The sequence below is a fragment of the Actinosynnema sp. NPDC059335 genome, from assembly GCF_042752395.1.
Classification (GTDB): Bacteria; Actinomycetota; Actinomycetes; order Mycobacteriales; family Pseudonocardiaceae; genus Actinosynnema.
The window spans coordinates 21,428-36,860 of record NZ_JBHYXZ010000084.1; the positions used below are offsets into that span (position 1 = coordinate 21,428).

At 73.3% G+C, this 15,433-nt stretch carries 15 protein-coding genes; 3 read left to right on the forward strand and 12 right to left on the reverse strand.

The window, feature by feature from the left end:
• Positions 1 to 14: 14 nt before the first annotated feature.
• The 3 genes from ACFXGA_RS24550 to ACFXGA_RS24560 all read right to left on the reverse strand — a co-directional run bounded on the left by ACFXGA_RS24550 (position 15) and on the right by ACFXGA_RS24560 (position 5,078).
• Entirely contained in the window at positions 15 to 1,454 is a 1,440-nt protein-coding gene (locus ACFXGA_RS24550; RefSeq protein ID WP_378091453.1) for a GuaB1 family IMP dehydrogenase-related protein, read from the reverse strand.
• A 683-nt stretch (positions 1,455 to 2,137) separates the two neighbouring features.
• On the reverse strand, positions 2,138 to 3,670 hold the full coding sequence (locus ACFXGA_RS24555; RefSeq protein WP_378091455.1) for an ATP-dependent DNA ligase: 1,533 nt from the start codon (positions 3,668 to 3,670) through the stop codon (positions 2,138 to 2,140).
• 37 nt (positions 3,671 to 3,707) lie between these two features.
• Positions 3,708 to 5,078, reverse strand: a complete 1,371-nt coding sequence (locus tag ACFXGA_RS24560) for a PLP-dependent aminotransferase family protein (protein ID WP_378091457.1) — start codon at positions 5,076 to 5,078, stop codon at positions 3,708 to 3,710.
• 48 nt (positions 5,079 to 5,126) lie between these two features.
• Here ACFXGA_RS24560 and ACFXGA_RS24565 point away from each other — a divergent pair, with 48 nt between their 5' ends.
• The gene (locus tag ACFXGA_RS24565; RefSeq protein WP_378091459.1) at positions 5,127 to 6,041 is read left to right on the forward strand and encodes a DMT family transporter; all 915 of its coding nucleotides are present in this window, start codon (positions 5,127 to 5,129) and stop codon (positions 6,039 to 6,041) included.
• A 107-nt stretch (positions 6,042 to 6,148) separates the two neighbouring features.
• Here the strand turns inward: ACFXGA_RS24565 and ACFXGA_RS24570 are convergent, their stop codons facing one another.
• Positions 6,149 to 7,543, reverse strand: coding sequence for a class II fumarate hydratase (locus ACFXGA_RS24570; protein WP_378091461.1), 1,395 nt, complete (start codon positions 7,541 to 7,543; stop codon positions 6,149 to 6,151).
• 80 nt (positions 7,544 to 7,623) lie between these two features.
• Here ACFXGA_RS24570 and ACFXGA_RS24575 point away from each other — a divergent pair, with 80 nt between their 5' ends.
• A complete protein-coding gene (locus ACFXGA_RS24575; RefSeq protein ID WP_378091463.1) occupies positions 7,624 to 8,595 on the forward strand; it encodes an NAD(P)/FAD-dependent oxidoreductase in 972 nt (323 codons plus the stop codon).
• On the opposite strand, the gene ACFXGA_RS24580 is transcribed toward ACFXGA_RS24575, so the two are convergent.
• From ACFXGA_RS24580 to ACFXGA_RS24615, 8 genes are all read right to left on the reverse strand, one after another.
• Entirely contained in the window at positions 8,592 to 9,029 is a 438-nt protein-coding gene (locus ACFXGA_RS24580) for a L,D-transpeptidase (RefSeq protein WP_378091465.1), read from the reverse strand. The genes ACFXGA_RS24575 and ACFXGA_RS24580 overlap by 4 nt on opposite strands.
• 55 nt (positions 9,030 to 9,084) lie before the next feature.
• On the reverse strand, positions 9,085 to 9,708 hold the full coding sequence (locus tag ACFXGA_RS24585) for a L,D-transpeptidase (protein WP_378091467.1): 624 nt from the start codon (positions 9,706 to 9,708) through the stop codon (positions 9,085 to 9,087).
• Between the two features lie 141 nt (positions 9,709 to 9,849).
• Positions 9,850 to 10,617 (reverse strand): S1 family peptidase, encoded by a 768-nt coding sequence (locus ACFXGA_RS24590; RefSeq protein WP_378091469.1) that lies wholly within the window; start codon positions 10,615 to 10,617, stop codon positions 9,850 to 9,852.
• 143 nt (positions 10,618 to 10,760) lie between these two features.
• A complete protein-coding gene (gene glpX / locus ACFXGA_RS24595; protein ID WP_378091471.1) occupies positions 10,761 to 11,813 on the reverse strand; it encodes a class II fructose-bisphosphatase in 1,053 nt (350 codons plus the stop codon).
• A gap of 54 nt (positions 11,814 to 11,867) precedes the next feature.
• Positions 11,868 to 12,077: an exodeoxyribonuclease VII small subunit gene (locus ACFXGA_RS24600; protein ID WP_378091473.1), complete on the reverse strand. Its 210-nt coding sequence runs from the start codon at positions 12,075 to 12,077 to the stop codon at positions 11,868 to 11,870.
• A complete protein-coding gene (locus ACFXGA_RS24605) occupies positions 12,074 to 12,481 on the reverse strand; it encodes a sugar ABC transporter substrate-binding protein (RefSeq protein WP_378091475.1) in 408 nt (135 codons plus the stop codon). The genes ACFXGA_RS24600 and ACFXGA_RS24605 overlap by 4 nt, the downstream gene beginning before the upstream one ends.
• Entirely contained in the window at positions 12,462 to 13,772 is a 1,311-nt protein-coding gene (gene xseA, locus ACFXGA_RS24610; protein WP_378091477.1) for an exodeoxyribonuclease VII large subunit, read from the reverse strand. Before xseA ends, ACFXGA_RS24605 begins: the two co-directional genes overlap by 20 nt.
• Positions 13,769 to 14,257, reverse strand: a complete 489-nt coding sequence (locus ACFXGA_RS24615) for a lipid droplet-associated protein (protein ID WP_378091479.1) — start codon at positions 14,255 to 14,257, stop codon at positions 13,769 to 13,771. The genes xseA and ACFXGA_RS24615 overlap by 4 nt, the downstream gene beginning before the upstream one ends.
• A gap of 64 nt (positions 14,258 to 14,321) precedes the next feature.
• Here ACFXGA_RS24615 and ACFXGA_RS24620 point away from each other — a divergent pair, with 64 nt between their 5' ends.
• Positions 14,322 to 15,266 (forward strand): 4-hydroxy-3-methylbut-2-enyl diphosphate reductase, encoded by a 945-nt coding sequence (locus ACFXGA_RS24620; RefSeq protein WP_378091481.1) that lies wholly within the window; start codon positions 14,322 to 14,324, stop codon positions 15,264 to 15,266.
• Positions 15,267 to 15,433: the final 167 nt, after the last annotated feature.

Here is a 15,433-nt window from a genome sequence, read left to right on the forward strand (position 1 = left end):
GACAGCAGGAGCGGTCACCAGCCCGACGGAAGCGGACGACCTTCGGCGAACCCCGCGGCGCTCTGGACGCCGAGCGTCGCCTTGGCGTGGAACTCCTCCAACGTCTGCGCCCCCGCGTACGTGCAGGCGCTGCGGACGCCCGCGGTGATCGAGTCGAGCAGGTCCTCGACGCCGGGGCTGTTCGGGTCCAGGCGCATGCGGGAGGTCGAGATCCCCTCCTCGAACAGGCCCTTCTTGGCGCGGTCGAACGCGTTGTCGGCGCGGGTGCGCGCGCTCACGGCCCGCTTCGACGCCATGCCGAACGACTCCTTGTAGAGGCGGCCCTGCTCGTCGCGCTGCAGGTCGCCGGGCGACTCGTAGGTGCCGGCGAACCAGGAGCCGATCATCACGCTGGACGCGCCGGCGGCGAGGGCGAGGGCGACGTCGCGCGGGTGGCGGACCCCGCCGTCGGCCCAGACGTGGCGGCCCAGCCGGCGGGCCTCGGCGGCGCACTCGGCGACCGCGGAGAACTGCGGGCGGCCGACACCGGTCATCATGCGGGTGGTGCACATCGCGCCCGGGCCGACCCCGACCTTGACGATGTCCGCGCCCGCTTCGACCAGATCGCGGACGCCTTCGGCGGTGACCACGTTGCCGGCCACGACGGGCACGGTCGGGCCGGCCTCGCGGACGGCCTTGAGGGCGGCGAGCATCTTCTCCTGGTGGCCGTGGGCGGTGTCGACGACGAGGGTGTCGACGCCGGCGTGGAGGAGCTGCTCGGCCTTGGCCGTGACGTCGCCGTTCACGCCGATGGCCGCGGCCACGCGGAGGCGGTTCGCGTGGTCGAGGGCGGGTTGGTAGATGTCCGAGCGCAGCGCGCCCAGGCTGGTCATCACGCCGCGCAGGCGGCCGTCCGCGTCGACCCCGAGCGCGACCCGCTGCGTGCCGCCGTGCAGCCGGGTGAAGACGTCACGCGGAAGGGTGTCCATCGGAAGGGTGACGATGCGGTCGTCGGCGACATCGTGCAACCGGGTGAACCGGTCGACGCCCGCGCACGCCGCCTCGTCCACGACACCGGTCGGGCGACCTTCGTCGTCGATCACCACCACCGCCCCGTGGGCGCGCTTGTGCAGCAGGTTGACCGCGTCGGCGACCGAGTCGCCGGGGTGCAGGGTCAGCGGCGTGTCCCACACGACGTGCCGCGCCTTCACCCACTGCACGATCTCCGCCACCGCTTCGGGCGCGACGTCCTGCGGCAGCACCACGAGCCCGCCGCGCCGCGCCACGGTCTCCGCCATCCGCCGTCCCGCCACCGCGGTCATGTTCGCGACCACGATCGGGATCGTCGCCCCCGTTCCGTCGGAGGTCGACAAGTCGACACCGAACCTCGAGTCGACGGCCGATCGGCCGGGCACGAGGAAGACGTCGTCGTAGGTCAGGTCGTAGCTGGGCCGATGCCCTTCGATGAACCGCACGAGAACTTGACGATACTCGCGCCGTGCCGAATCCGCCCTGGTTGCGGCCACCATTGCGCCGGTCGGCACAGGGTTCGCTCTTGTGGCTTCCTCCAAAGCCGCACCACTGCGGTTCCCGCGACTCGATCGCCCCCGCTGCCGCCTCGCACACCCGCCTCCCGCCGCCCCCGCGCTCTCGCCGCCGTGCTCCGCCGTCGTGCCCCCGCTCCGCCGCCGTCCTGGCCGCGCTCTGCGTCGCGCCCGCCTCCACACCCGCGCCGCTCCCGCCGTGCGCCGCTCGCACCGCGCCCCCACCCCCGCCGCGCCCCCACCCCCGCCGTGCCCCCGCTCCCACCGCGCCGCCGTGCTCCGCTCCGCTCCCACCGCCGTGGTGCTTCCAGCTGGGCCGCTCGTGCTGGCATCCGTCACCGGCGACGCCGCCGGCGCGGCCGGACCGGGTCGGCGGGATCCCTGGCTGCTCAGGTCACGCGCCGGCCGGGCGGGCGCGTGGGTGGGGTTCGTGGCGTGGCGGTTCCGGCTGCCGGCACGGTGATCCGGTCGTGGGCGGTGGTTGGGCTGAGGGTCGAGGTCCGGGGCGAGTGGTGGTCAGGTCGTGGTTGCGGCGCGTGCCGGGGGTTGGTTGGCCTCCTCTTCGTTTCAACCGAGGTGCGGTAACAGTGTTTCCGTACATCTTCGGCCCATGTTCACCCGATCGTGTCGCTCGGGCTGCCGGTGGGGGACTTCGGCAGGAGGGCGCGGACGGCGTCGATCGTGTCCGCCTCGGCGGCGTCCTTGTCCGGCCGGTACCGCAGCACGCGGGCGAAGCGGAGGGCCACGCCGCCCGGGTAGCGGGGGCTCACCTGCACCCCGTCCAGCTCGATCTCGATCACCAGCTCCGGCCGGACCATCACCGCCCAGTCCGTCCGCTCCGTGGCGATCGCCATCAGCTCACGCGTCTGCCACGCCAGCAACTCGTCGGTCAGCCCCTTGAACGTCTTCCCGACCATGATCGGCGGCCCGCCGTCGGGATCGCGCGCGCCCAGGTGCAGGTTCGACAGCAACCCCTTCCGCCGACCGCTGCCCCACTCCACCCCGAGCACCACCAGGTCGAGCGTGTGCACCGGCTTCACCTTCTGCCACGCCCGCCCCCGCCGCCCGGCCGCGTACGCCGACCCCAGCGACTTCACCATCACGCCCTCGTGCCCGGCCGCCAACGCCTCCTCCAGCACCCGTGCCGCCGCCTCCTCCGACGCGGGCTCCACCACCCCCGGGATGACGTGCGCCCCGGCCACCCGCCGCACCGCGTCCAGCCGCACCCGCAACGGCTCGTCCAGCAGGTCCACCCCGTCCAGGTGCAGGCAGTCGAAGAAGAACGGGCTCAACAGCAGCTCCCGCACGTCCTGCGCCCCGAACCGGCTCATCGTCTCCTGGAACGGCCTCGGCTTGCCGTCGTCGGCCAGCGCCAGCGTCTCCCCGTCGAGCACCACGGACGTGCACGGCAACCCGCGCACCAACGCCACCAGCTCCGGCACCGTCCCGGTGATCTCGCGCAACGTCCGGGTGAACACCCGCACCTCGTCCCCGGCCCGGTGCACCTGGATCCGCGCGCCGTCCAGCTTGTGCTCCACCACGCACGACCCCAGCTCGACCAACGCCGCCGCCAGCGACTCTGCCGGCGACGCGAGCATCGGCCGCACCGGCCGGCCCACCTCCAACCGGAACGCCGCCAGCGCCTCCTCGCCGCGCAGCGCCGCCTCCGCCGTCCCCGGCAGCGACCCCGACAGCATGAACGCCCGCCGCACCACCTCGCCGGGAACGTCGGCCGCCCGCGCGATCGCGTCCAGCATCACCCCTTCGAGTGCACCTTGACGCAGTTCACCCGTCAGGAGCCGCCGCAGGAAGTCCTGCTCCGCCGCCGTGGCCCGGCCGAACAGCGACGCCAGCAACGCCGCCCGCCGCGCCGCCGACCCCTTCCCGCCGACGGACGCGAACTCCCCCAGCGCGGCGTCCACATCGGACACCGTGAGCGACGGCGACGCCGCGGGCGGCACGTCCAGGTCCACCACGGTGCGCCACCCCGCGCCGATGCGGCCCTGGCTGGGCACGCCGACCAGGAACGACACCACCGCGGGCGTGCTCATCCGGCGCACCAGCCCGGCCAGGGCGTCGACCTTGGCCAGGCGGGAGCGCGTCGCCGCCACCGCGGCGGACGTCTCGACGACCTCGGAGAACAACACGGGGACCATGGTGCACCCGACCACCGACAAAAACCGGTCAGACGGCCGCGCGCAGCTCCCGCACGGCCTCCCGCAGCCGGTCCGGCGTCAACGCCGCGTACCCGATCACCAGCCCGGGGAACAGCGGCCCGCGGGCGTACCGGGCCAACGCCGGCACGTTCACCCCGCGCCGCGCCAGCCGCTCCTCCAGCGCCACGTCGTCCGTCCCGGCGGGCAGCCGCACGACCACGTGCAACCCCGCCGCGACCCCGATCGGCTCCCACTCCGGCAGCACGAGCCGCAGCTCGTCCAGCAGCGCGTCCCGCCGCGCCCGGTACAGCTGCCGCGTGCGGCGCAGGTGGCGGTCGTACCCGCCGGCGCCCAGCAGCCGCGCGAACGCCGCCTGGTGCAACGTCCCCGTGCCCAGGTCGTCCAACCGCTTGCGCTCCACGACGGCGTCCCGCAGCCGGGGCGGCGGCACGAGCCACCCCAGCCGCAACGCGGGCGCGAGCACCTTGCTCGCGCTCCCCTGGTACACCACCCGCGTCGGGTCGAGCGCCTGCATCGCGCCCATCGCCGGCCGGTCGTAACGGTGCTCCGCGTCGTAGTCGTCCTCCACCACCACGCCGTCGCACGCACGCGCCCACTCCAGCAGCGCGCGCCGACGTTCCGGGTGCAGCACGACACCCAACGGGAACTGGTGCGCCGCCGTGACGACGACCGCCCGGCAGTCCGTTGTGGACAGCACGTCGACGCGCAACCCGCGGGAGTCGACGGGCACCGGTCGGACCGCCAGACCGTGTGACGCCAACATCTCCGCGCCGCCGAAGTGGCTCGGCTCCTCCACCGCCACGCTGCGGTGCCCGGCCGCGCGCAACACCCGGCCCAGCAGCGAGATGCCCTCCGCCGCGCCGTTGGTGACGACCACATCGGACGGTCGCGCGGCCACCGCCCGCACCCGGCCGAGGTAGTCCGCCAGCTCCCGGCGCAACGGCCCGAACCCGGCGGGGTCGGGGTAGCCGAGGTCGTCGGTCGACAGGTCGGTCATCGCCGACCTCTGCGCCCGCAGCCACTCGTCGCGCGGGAAGGCGCTCAGCGCGGGCAGGCCCGGCTTGAGGTCGTACCGGAACCGCGGCGCGGGCCCGGGGTCGTCGGCGGCCCCGCCCGGCCACGCGGGGGCGGCCGCGACGGTGGTGCCCGAGCCGCGCCGGGCGGTCAGGTAGCCCTCGCCGACGAGCTGGGCGTACGCGGACGTGACGGTGCCGCGGGCGACGCCGAGCTGGGCGGCGAGGTCGCGGCTGGACGGCAGGCGCGTGCCCGGCGCGAGCCGACCGTCCCGCACGGCGCGGCGCAGCCCGGACTCCACCGCGCGCGGGCCGTGCGCGGCGGGGAGGAGGAGTTCGCGGAAAGTGGTCCAGTCGGCGGGCATCGATGTGGAGCTTACGCCTGGACCACCGATGGCGGAGGGTTGCCGACCATGGGACACGGGAGGGCCGCGATCGCGGCGGGTGCGATGTCGTCGGTGATCGTGGGCGCGTCCGTGCCGGTGACGGGGATGCTCCAGGCGTACCCGCTGCTCACGGGGCAGGCGATGCGGTACGCGCTGGGCGCGCTGGCGTTGCTGGCGTGGACGTGGCTGCGGGGCGGGCGGCTGCCGCTGCCGGGGCGGCGGGACTGGCCGGCGCTGCTGGGGCTGGTCACGACCGGGATGCTCGGGTTCACCGCGTGCGTGCTGCACGCGCAGCGGTACGCCGAGCCGGGGTTCGTCGCGGCCGTGCTGGGGGCGAGCCCGCTGGTGCTGGCGCTGGTCGCGCCGCTGGTCGCGGGGCGGAGGCCGGCCGTGGCGGCGGTGGTGGGGGCGGTCGTCGTGGTGGCCGGGGTGGTGGTGCTGTCGGGCGGTGGGTCGTGGCACGGGCCCGGGTTGGCGCTGGCGTTGCTGACGGTGGCGGGCGAGGCGTCGTTCACGCTGTTCGCGGTGGGTGTGGTGCGGCGGCTGGGCGGGGTGGCGGTGGCGACGTGGTGCTGCCTGATCGCGGCCGTGGCCGGTGCGGCGCTCGGCACGGTGGTCGGCGGGTGGCGGGTGCCGACGGTGCGGGAGGGCGTGGCGCTGGCCGTGCTGGGGGTCGTGCTGACGGCGGTGGCGTTCGGGCTGTGGTACTTCGCGGTGGCGCGGCTGGGCGCGGACCGGGCCGGGGTGCTGATCGGGCTGATGCCGGTGGCGGGGCTGGCGGCGTCGGTGGCGTTGGGCGCGCAGGCGTTGACCGGGGTGGCGGTGGTGGGCGCGGTCGCCGTGGCGGCGGGGTGCGTGATCGGGCTGCGGGGGCGGGCGGCCGACGCAGACCACCCGCCCCGGCCCCGGTCACGACCGCGGCTCGCGCGTTCCGAACGTTGAACTCGCGCGTTCCGAACGTAGGACTCACGCGACGCGAACGTAGGACTCACGTGTTCCGAACGTAGGACTCTCGCGTTCTGGACGTAGGACACGCGCGAGGTGAGGGGTCAGCGGTTGCCGTTGGCCATGCGGAGGACGTCCAGGGCCTGGTCCAGTTCGGCCTCGGAGAGCTTGGCCGGGACGTGGCCGCGCTCCAGGACCACCTCGCGGATGGTCTTGCGCTCCTTCAACGACTGCTTGGCGATCGAGGCCGCCTCCTCGTAGCCGAGGTAGCGGTTGAGGGGCGTCACGATCGACGGCGACGACTCGGCGTACTCGCGCATCCGCTCGATCTGCGGTTCCGCGCCGGTGAGCACCTTGTCTGCCAGCAGCCGGGCCACCGCGGCGAGCAGGCGGGCGGACTCCAGGACGTTGCGGGCGATCACCGGCAGCATCACGTTGAGCTGGAAGTTGCCCTGCGACCCGGCGAACGCCACCGCCGCGTCGTTGCCGATCACCTGCGCCACCACCATCATCGTGGCCTCGGGGATCACCGGGTTCACCTTGCCCGGCATGATCGACGAGCCGGGCTGGAGGTCGGGCAGCGCCAGCTCGCCGAGCCCGGCGCGCGGGCCGGACCCCAGCCACCGCAGGTCGTTCGCGATCTTGTAGAGGCCCACCGCGGTGGCCCGCAGCTGGCCGGAGACCTCGACCACGCCGTCCTGGGTGGCCTGGGCCTCGAAGTGGTCGCGGGCCTCGGTCACCGGCAGGCCCGTCACGGCGGCCAGCTCCGCGGACACCGCCGCGCCGAAGCCCGCCGGCGCGTTCAGCCCGCTGCCCACCGCCGTGCCGCCGATCGGCAGCTCCGCCAGGCGCGGCAGCGACGACGTCAGGCGCTCGACGCCGTACCGGACCTGGGTGGCCCACGCGCCGGCCTCCTGGCCGAGCGTGATCGGCACGGCGTCCATCAGGTGCGTGCGGCCCGACTTCACCAGGGACGTCCAGTCGGCCGCCCGGGCGTCCAGCACCGAGGCCAGGTGCTCCAGGGCCGGGACGACGTCGCGCGCGACCGCCTCCGTCGCCGCGAGCCGCAGCGTGGTCGGGAACGTGTCGTTGGACGACTGCGAGGCGTTGACGTGGTCGTTCGGGTGCACGTCGCGGCCCAGGGCGCGGGTGGCCAGGGTCGCGATGACCTCGTTGGCGTTCATGTTCGACGACGTGCCGGACCCGGTCTGGAACACGTCCACCGGGAAGTGCGCGTCGTGCTCGCCCGCGGCCACCGCGTCGGCGGCGGCGGCGATGGCCTCGGCGACTTCGGGTTCCAGTACCCCCAACCGGGCGTTCACCCGCGCCGCGGCGGCCTTGAGCAGGCCGAGCGCGCGGATCTGGGCGCGTTCCAGGCCACGCCCGGAGACGGGGAAGTTCTCCACCGCGCGCTGCGTCTGCGCACGCCACAGCGCGTCCGCCGGCACCCTGACCTCGCCCATGGTGTCGTGCTCGACGCGGTACTCCTGTTCAGCCATGCCACCGAGTCTGGACCGGCCACCCGGACCGGGCACAAGAGGAGCGGGACAGAGTGGCGTGGAACACCTATGGTCGAGTCATGGAGCTTGAGGTCGACCTGCTGATCGTCGGTGCGGGCCCCACGGGGCTGTTCGCGGCGTACTACGCGGGGTTCCGGGACCTGTCGGTCGCGCTGGTCGACGCGCTGCCCGAGGCGGGCGGCCAGATCACCGCGATGTACCCGGAGAAGATGATCTTCGACGTGGCCGGGTTCCCGGCGGTGCGCGGGCGCGAGCTGGTGGACGCGCTCGTGCGGCAGGCGGACCAGTGGCGCCCGACCTACCTGCTCGGCCGCCAGGCCCGCACGCTGTCCGATGTGGACGGACGGCTGGAGGTGGGGCTGGCCGACGGCGGCGTGGTCCGCGCCGGCGCGGTGCTGATCACGGCGGGCATCGGCGAGTTCCGGCCCCGCCCGCTGCCCGCGGGCGACGGCTGGCTGGGCCGCGGCGTGGTGCACTTCGTGCCGCAGCTGAACGTGCACACCGGGCAGGACGTGGTGGTCGTCGGCGGCGGCGACTCGGCGTTCGACTGGGCCCTCGCGCTGCACCCGATCGCGTCCAGCGTCACGCTGGTGCACCGCCGGGCGACGTTCCGGGCCCACCCGCCGACCGTGCGGCAGGTCCGCGACCTGGGCGTGGAGATCATCACCGACGCCGAGGTGCTGGAGCTGCGCGGCGACCCCGACCTGGCCGAGGTGGAGCTGGGCCTGAAGGGCGGCGACCGCAAGGTGCTGCCCGCGCAGGCCGTGGTCGCGGCGCTCGGGTTCACCGCCGACCTGGGGCCGATCGAGTCGTGGGGCCTGGAGCTGGACCACCGGGCGGTGCTGGTGGACACCACCATGCGCACCGCCCGGGACCGCGTCTACGCGGCGGGCGACGTCGCCCAGTACCCCGGCAAGGTGAAGCTCATCGCCACCGGGTTCGGCGAGGCCGCCACCGCGGTCAACAACATCGCCGTGCTACTCGACCCCGGGGCGCACCTGTTCCCGGGCCACTCGAGCAACGCGGGTTAGGGCACCACCTGCACCTGCTCGCCCGGGAACAGGTTGTCGTAGAACACGAGCGACTCCTGCGGGCCCAGGCGCACGCAGCCGTGCGACTGCGTGTTGGTGTCGCCCTGGTGGAACGCGACGCCGTCGGTGGTGAAGTACACCGCGTTCGGCATCGGCCCGTTGTAGGGCACGCTCCAGTCGTCCTTCACCTTGCGCAGCACCGGGAAGGTGCCGACCGGGGTCTCGTGGCCGGGCATCCCGTGGGACACGCGGACGGGGCCGTAGCTGGCGTTCCCGTTGTAGATCAACCACGCCTGGTTGGTGGACAACTGCACGCACGCGCCGTTCTGCACGGAGCACGGCGTGCCGGTCGAAGCGGAGGCGGTGGCGGGGGTCGCGAGGCCGAAGGTCAGGGCCGTCGCGGCGATCGCCGTCGTGCCGAGCATCTTCCTCATCGCTATCACTCCTCGACCCTCGGTTACCCCTTCCGAGTCGTTTGAACACTCCGCGTCATGCCGCGACCTGAACCTGGTCACCCACCCGAAGGGTTTCGAAGTAGTGCGCCGCCGCTTCGCGTGACAGGTGGATGCAGCCGTGCGACTCCTCGGTGAGGCTGCCCTCGTGGAACGCGATGCCGTTGCCGACGAAGTAGGTGGAGAACGGCATGGGGCCGTTGTAGGGGATGCTCCAGTCGTCCCGAACCTGCCACAGCACCGAGAAGTAGCCGACGGGCGTCTCGTAGCCGGGCCGGCCGGAGGTGGTCGGCACCGGGCCGTAGCTCACCCTGCCGCCGCTGATCAGCCAGCTCTGGTTGGTGGACAGGCTGACGCACGCGCCGTCGGTGATGTCGCACGGCGTGCCGGCCACGGTCACCGGCGGGGGCGGCGGCGCGGGCTGTGGTGCGGGCGGCGGCGCGGGTTGCGGGTCCGGCGTCCGCGTGGTCTCCGGCGGCGCGGGAGCTTCGGGCGGTGCGGCCGGCGTGGAGGACGCCGGCGGCACGTCGGGGGACGGCGCGGGAGAGGGGGAAGACGAAGACGCCGGCCCCGACGTCGGCGCGGCGGCCGGGCCGGACGCGTCCGGCGTCCCGCAGGCCGTGGCCAGCAAGGCGATGACGACCAGTGCTGCTCTGCGCATCCGCGCACCCCCAGGAGATCGTGCGGTGTCCTGATCCTGGAGACGCCACCCGGAACGCCCCGGTTGTCGGCGGGTCGATAACGAAACGGGAAGGGCCGTCCCACCCGGAGGGGGACGGCCCTTCGAACACCGCGGCGGGCGTTACACCGCGCCCGCGTACTGGCTGATCCACGAGCGGAACGCCGGCACGTCCATGTAGATCGACGGGGCGGTGGCGCAGGTGGAGCTGTTGTTGCCCGCGCGGCTGGTGGCGCCGATGAGCTGCCACACGCCGTTCACGGACTTGACCTGCGGGCCGCCCGAGTCGCCGTAGCAGGCGCCCGAGTTGCCGTTCGGGTTGTTCGTGCAGATCTCCACCGAGCCGTAGATGCCCAGGCAGCTGCTGTCGGCCACGATCGACGTGTTCAGCTCCTGCAGGATCGTCGGCGCGCCGCAGGCGCCGCGCGGGGCGCAGGTCTGGCCCCAGCCGATGATGCGGGTGGCCGTGCCGACCGCCCCGGACGTCGACGCCACCGCGATCGGCGTCTGGCTCACCGAGGTGGACAGGCGCACCAGCGCGATGTCGTACGACGCGTGCGTGACCACCTGCGCGCCGGTCGCGACCGTGCCGCCGCTGGTGCGGTTGGTCGTGCCGATGCGGGCCCGGATGGACGACGCCGACCGGCCCTGCACGCAGTGCTTGGCCGTGACGACCCAGTTGGCCTTGATCAGCGAGCCGCCGCAGAAGTGGCTGCCGGTGGTGCTCTGCAGGGACACCATCCACGAGTAGGTCTGCGTGGCGTTGCCGCCGCCCACGATGAACGGGGTGACGCCGCCGTCGGTCGCCGGGGCCGCCGCCGCCCCGGCCGCCGAGGCGAGTGCCGCGCCGACCGCCACCGCGAAGGCGGTGAACAGGGTACGAACCTTCATCGCTTCCTCTCCGTCCCCGGCGCAGGGTGCTCGGGGACGGAACGGAAACTAGGGATGAACTCGACCTGATCACCACAGCCGATCGGCCGGTATGTGGCGGTGACCGAGAGTTCACAGTTGACGGCGCGGCGTGTCGATCGGCGTCACGGCAGCGGCGGCAGCGCGTCCTCGGCGGCGGGGATGTCGAAGTCGACCGACGAGTACTCGCGCAGCTTGGTCAGCCGGTGGAACCCGTCGATCATCCGCACGGTGCCCGACTTCGACCGCATCACGATCGACTGGGTGGTGCAGCCGCCCGCCCGGTAGTGCACGCCGCGCACCAGGTCCCCGTCGGTGACGCCGGTCGCGCAGAAGAACACGTTGTCGCCGCGCACCAGGTCGTCGGTCAGCAGCACCCGGTCCAGGTCGTGGCCCGCGTCCAGCGCCTTCCGCCGCTCCTCGTCGTCCTTGGGCCACAACCGGCCCTGGATCGCGCCGCCCATGCACTTCAACGCCGCCGCCGCGATGATGCCCTCCGGCGTGCCGCCGATGCCGACCAGCAGGTCGATGCCGGTGTTCGGCCGGGCCGCGGAGATCGCGCCCGCCACGTCGCCGTCGGAGATGAAGTGGATCCGCGCGCCCGCCGACCGCACCTCGCGCACCAGCGACTCGTGCCGCGGCCGGTCCAGGATGCACACCGTCACGTCGGAGACGTCGCTGTGCTTGGCCTTCGCGATCCGGCGGATGTTCTCCGCGATCGGCGCGGTGATGTCGATGACGTCCGCCGCCTCCGGCCCGGTCGCGAGCTTCTCCATGTAGAACACGGCCGACGGGTCGAACATCGCGCCGCGCTCCGCCACCGCGAGCACCGCCAACGCGTTCGGCATGCCCTTGGCCATCAACGTGGTGCCGTCGATCGGGTCGACCGCCACGTCGCACTCCGGCCCGTTGCCGTCGCCGACCTCCTCGCCGTTGAACAGCATGGGCGCCTCGTCCTTCTCGCCCTCGCCGATCACCACCACGCCGCGCATGGACACCGTGCCGATCAGCTTGCGCATGGCGTCCACCGCCGCGCCGTCGCCGCCGTTCTTGTCGCCGCGGCCCACCCAGCGACCGGCGGCCATCGCGGCCGCCTCGGTCACCCGGACGAGTTCCAGCGCGAGGTTCCGGTCGGGTGCCTCTCGCCGACGCTCGGACGGGCTGCTGCCTGTGACCATGGGGGTTCCTCCTGCGGTGCGACTACCGGCCGGTAGGCCAATCCTCGCACGTCGTCACCCCTCGGCCACGTCCTCCTCGGTCACACTGAGTGCTTGATCGATCCGCTCCCGGGCGCCCGCGAGCTGCCGCTCGCAGGTCTTCGCGAGGGCCTCGCCGCGCTCCCACAGCGCCAGCGACTCCTCCAGCGACAACCCGCCCGCCTCCAGCCTGCGGACCACCTCCACCAACTCGTCCCTGGCCTGCTCGTAGCCAAGCTCGCTCACGTGGACAACTTCCCCAATCGGTTCTGGACGTGCACCACGACGGTCGCCACCGCCTGGTCGTAGCCGATGAACGCCTCGGCGAACTCCGCGCCGTCGCCCTCCCGCACCGCGTCGTCGATGCGGTGCTCGGCGTCGGCGACCCGCCGGCGGTGCACCGAGCCGTGCCCGAGCCACCACCGCATCCCGGCGTAGTCGGACGTCGCCGCGGACAGGTCGTGCAGCCGGTTGATCAACGCCTGCCGGCCGGACGTGCAGCCGGCCACCAGCGACAGCCAGCAGTCGGCGGCGGCCCGGTCGGCCGACTCGGCGCGACCGCGCACGGCGACCGCGCCCTCGTCGTCGGCCGCGCCCGCGGCCGCCACCGTCAAGGGCAGGAACGTGGGCTCACGTGCCGGATTCGGCACCACCGCCTCCTTCTTGGGCTTCGTCGCCGGGTCCGCCGGACGTCACGACCGCGTGCACGGCGCCGTCGGCCACGCGCACCCTCAGCCGGGCGCCCTCGGGAGCCTGGGAGGTCGACCGCAGCACCCCGTCGACCCCGTCCGGGGTGACGAGCTGGACCACCGCGTACCCCCGCGCCAGCGTGGCGGCAGGCCCGAGGGTCGTCAAGCGCGCCGTCGTCGCGGTCAGCGCCGCGGTCTCCGAGTCGAGCCGGTTGCGCACCGCGCGCCGCGCCCGCTCCCGCAACCGGTCCACGTCCTCCGCGCGCCGGTCCAGCGGGCCGTACGGGTCGGACAGCGCGGGCCGCGTCCGCAGCGCCGCGAGCAGCTTCCGCTCCCGGTCCACCCAGCCGTGCAGGGCGCGCCGGCTGCGGTCGCGCAGCTGCCGGATCCGCTCGGCCTCCTCCGCCACGTCCGGCACCACCCGCTTGCCCGCGTCCGTGGGCGTGGAGCAGCGCACGTCCGCGACGTGGTCCACCAGCGGCGTGTCCGGCTCGTGCCCGATCGCCGACAGCACCGGCGTGCGGCACTGCGACACCGCCCGGCACAGCGCCTCGTCGGAGAACGGCAGCAAATCCTCCACGCTGCCGCCGCCGCGCGCCAGCACGATCACGTCCACTTCGGAGTCGCGGTCCAGGGTCGCCAGGGCGGTGAGGATCTGCGGCACCGCCAACGCCCCCTGCACCGCCACGTTGATCACCCGGAACCGCGCGCCCGGCCAGCGCGCGTGCGCGTTCGTCAGCACGTCCCGCTCCGCCGCCGACGCCCGACCCGTGATCAGGCCGATCTTGTTCGGCAGGAACGGCGGCCTGCGCTTGCGCCGCGGGTCGAACAGGCCCTCGGCGTTCAGCAGCTTGCGCAGCCGTTCGATCCGGGCCAGCAGCTCCCCGATGCCCACCTGGCGGATCTCGTCCACGCGCAGGCTCAGCGTGCCCCGGTTGGGGAAGAAGTTGGGTTTGCCGTGCACCACCACCCGGCTGCCCTCGGACAGCTGCAGCTCCCGCACCATGCCCACCGGCGCGGTCAGCTGCATCGACATGTCCACCGAGGGGTCGCGCAGGGTGAGGAACGCGGTCGCGGTGCCCGGACGGGCGCTCAACTGGGTGACCTGGCCCTCCACCCACACGTCACCGAGGCGGTTGATCCAGTCGAAGATCTTGCGCGCGACCGTCCGCACCGGCCACGGGTTCTCGGGGCTGGACCTCTCCGGGCCGGGCGGCTGGGACCTCTCGACGTTCGGGCTCCCGGCGTTCACTGGCTCTTCAGGTTCGCGATGCGGCGGGTGAGCATGCCGGTGAACTCTGGTCGGGCCGCGTGCGTGCGCTCGTGCGCCAGCAGCTCCTCCAGGTCCTCCTCGCTCAACGTCCGCAAACGCGCCCTGAGCTGCGCCAACGTCAGCTCGTCGTAGTTCGGCAGCACCGCGGGCGGCTCGGCCGCGATCGCCTGCTCCTCCTCCGCCCACGGGTCGTCGCCCCGCGGCTCGGCGGTCGCCTCCGGCTCGTCCTCGTCGAACGTCGCCCACTCGGGTTCCTGCTCCACCGGCCGCAGCACGGACAGCACGTCGTCACCCTTGATTGCGAGTTCCGTCACCCGCTGCTGGACCCGCATGGACAGCTGCAGGGCCTCACTGACCACGGTGACCGGCAGACCCGCGAGCTGCCGGGGGAGCTTCCGGGCCTGCTCGACGGCGGTGACCGCCAGCCCCGCGGCGAGGCGTACGGTCAGGGGCAGTGGCTTCATGCCCTACAGCCTGCCGCAGTCGGCCGTCGGATGCCTACATCCGGCACGCCGTACCCTGGTGGCCATGGACAAGCGAGTGCTCCTGGCCAAGCCGCGTGGCTACTGCGCCGGCGTGGACCGTGCCGTCGTGACCGTGGAGAAGGCGCTGGAGCAGTACGGCGCGCCGGTCTACGTGCGCAAGGAGATCGTCCACAACAAGCACGTCGTGGAGACGCTGTCCCGGCGCGGCGCGATCTTCGTGGACGAGACCGACCAGGTGCCCGAGGGCGCGCTGGTGGTGTTCTCGGCGCACGGCGTGTCGCCGGCCGTGCACGCGGAGGCCGCGGAGCGCGGGTTGCGCACGATCGACGCCACGTGCCCGTTGGTGACCAAGGTCCACAACGAGGCCAAGCGGTTCGCGCGCGAGGACTACGACATCCTGCTGATCGGCCACGAAGGACACGAGGAGGTCGAGGGCACGTACGGCGAGGCGCCCTCGCACATCCAGCTCGTGGACACCGCCGAGGACGTCGACAAGGTCGTGGTGCGGGATCCGTCCAAGGTGGTCTGGCTGTCCCAGACCACCCTGTCGGTCGACGAGACGATGGTCCGCGTGCGGCAGCTGCAGGAGCGGTTCCCGGACCTCCAGGAGCCGCCGTCGGACGACATCTGCTACGCCACGTCCAACCGGCAGACCGCCGTGAAGACCATGGCCCCGGAGTGCGACCTCGTGCTGGTGGTCGGGTCGAAGAACTCGTCCAACTCGGTGCGGCTGGTCGAGGTGGCGCTGCAGGCGGGCGCGCGGGCGGCGTACCTGATCGACTACGCGCGCGAGGTCGACCTGGCGTGGCTGGAGGGCGTGACGACGGTCGGCGTGACGTCGGGCGCGTCCGTGCCGGACATCCTGGTGATGGAGCTGCTGGAGTTCCTGGCGACGCACGGGTACGGCGAGGTCGAGGAGATCACCACGGCGAACGAGAAGATCGCGTTCGCGCTGCCCCGGGAGTTGCGCAAGGACATGGTCCGGTAGGGCGTCGGTCCGGGGTCCGGTCGGGATTCGGTCGGATGTTGGCGTCGTTCGGCGCTTAAAAAGCTTTTAAAAGCGTCCTCGCCGGACGGGCAGATCAGCAGGATGGACAACCCCGCCTGGATCTTTCGTTGGGTTGTGGGTCCGGTGTCCGTGTCATCCCGCCGACC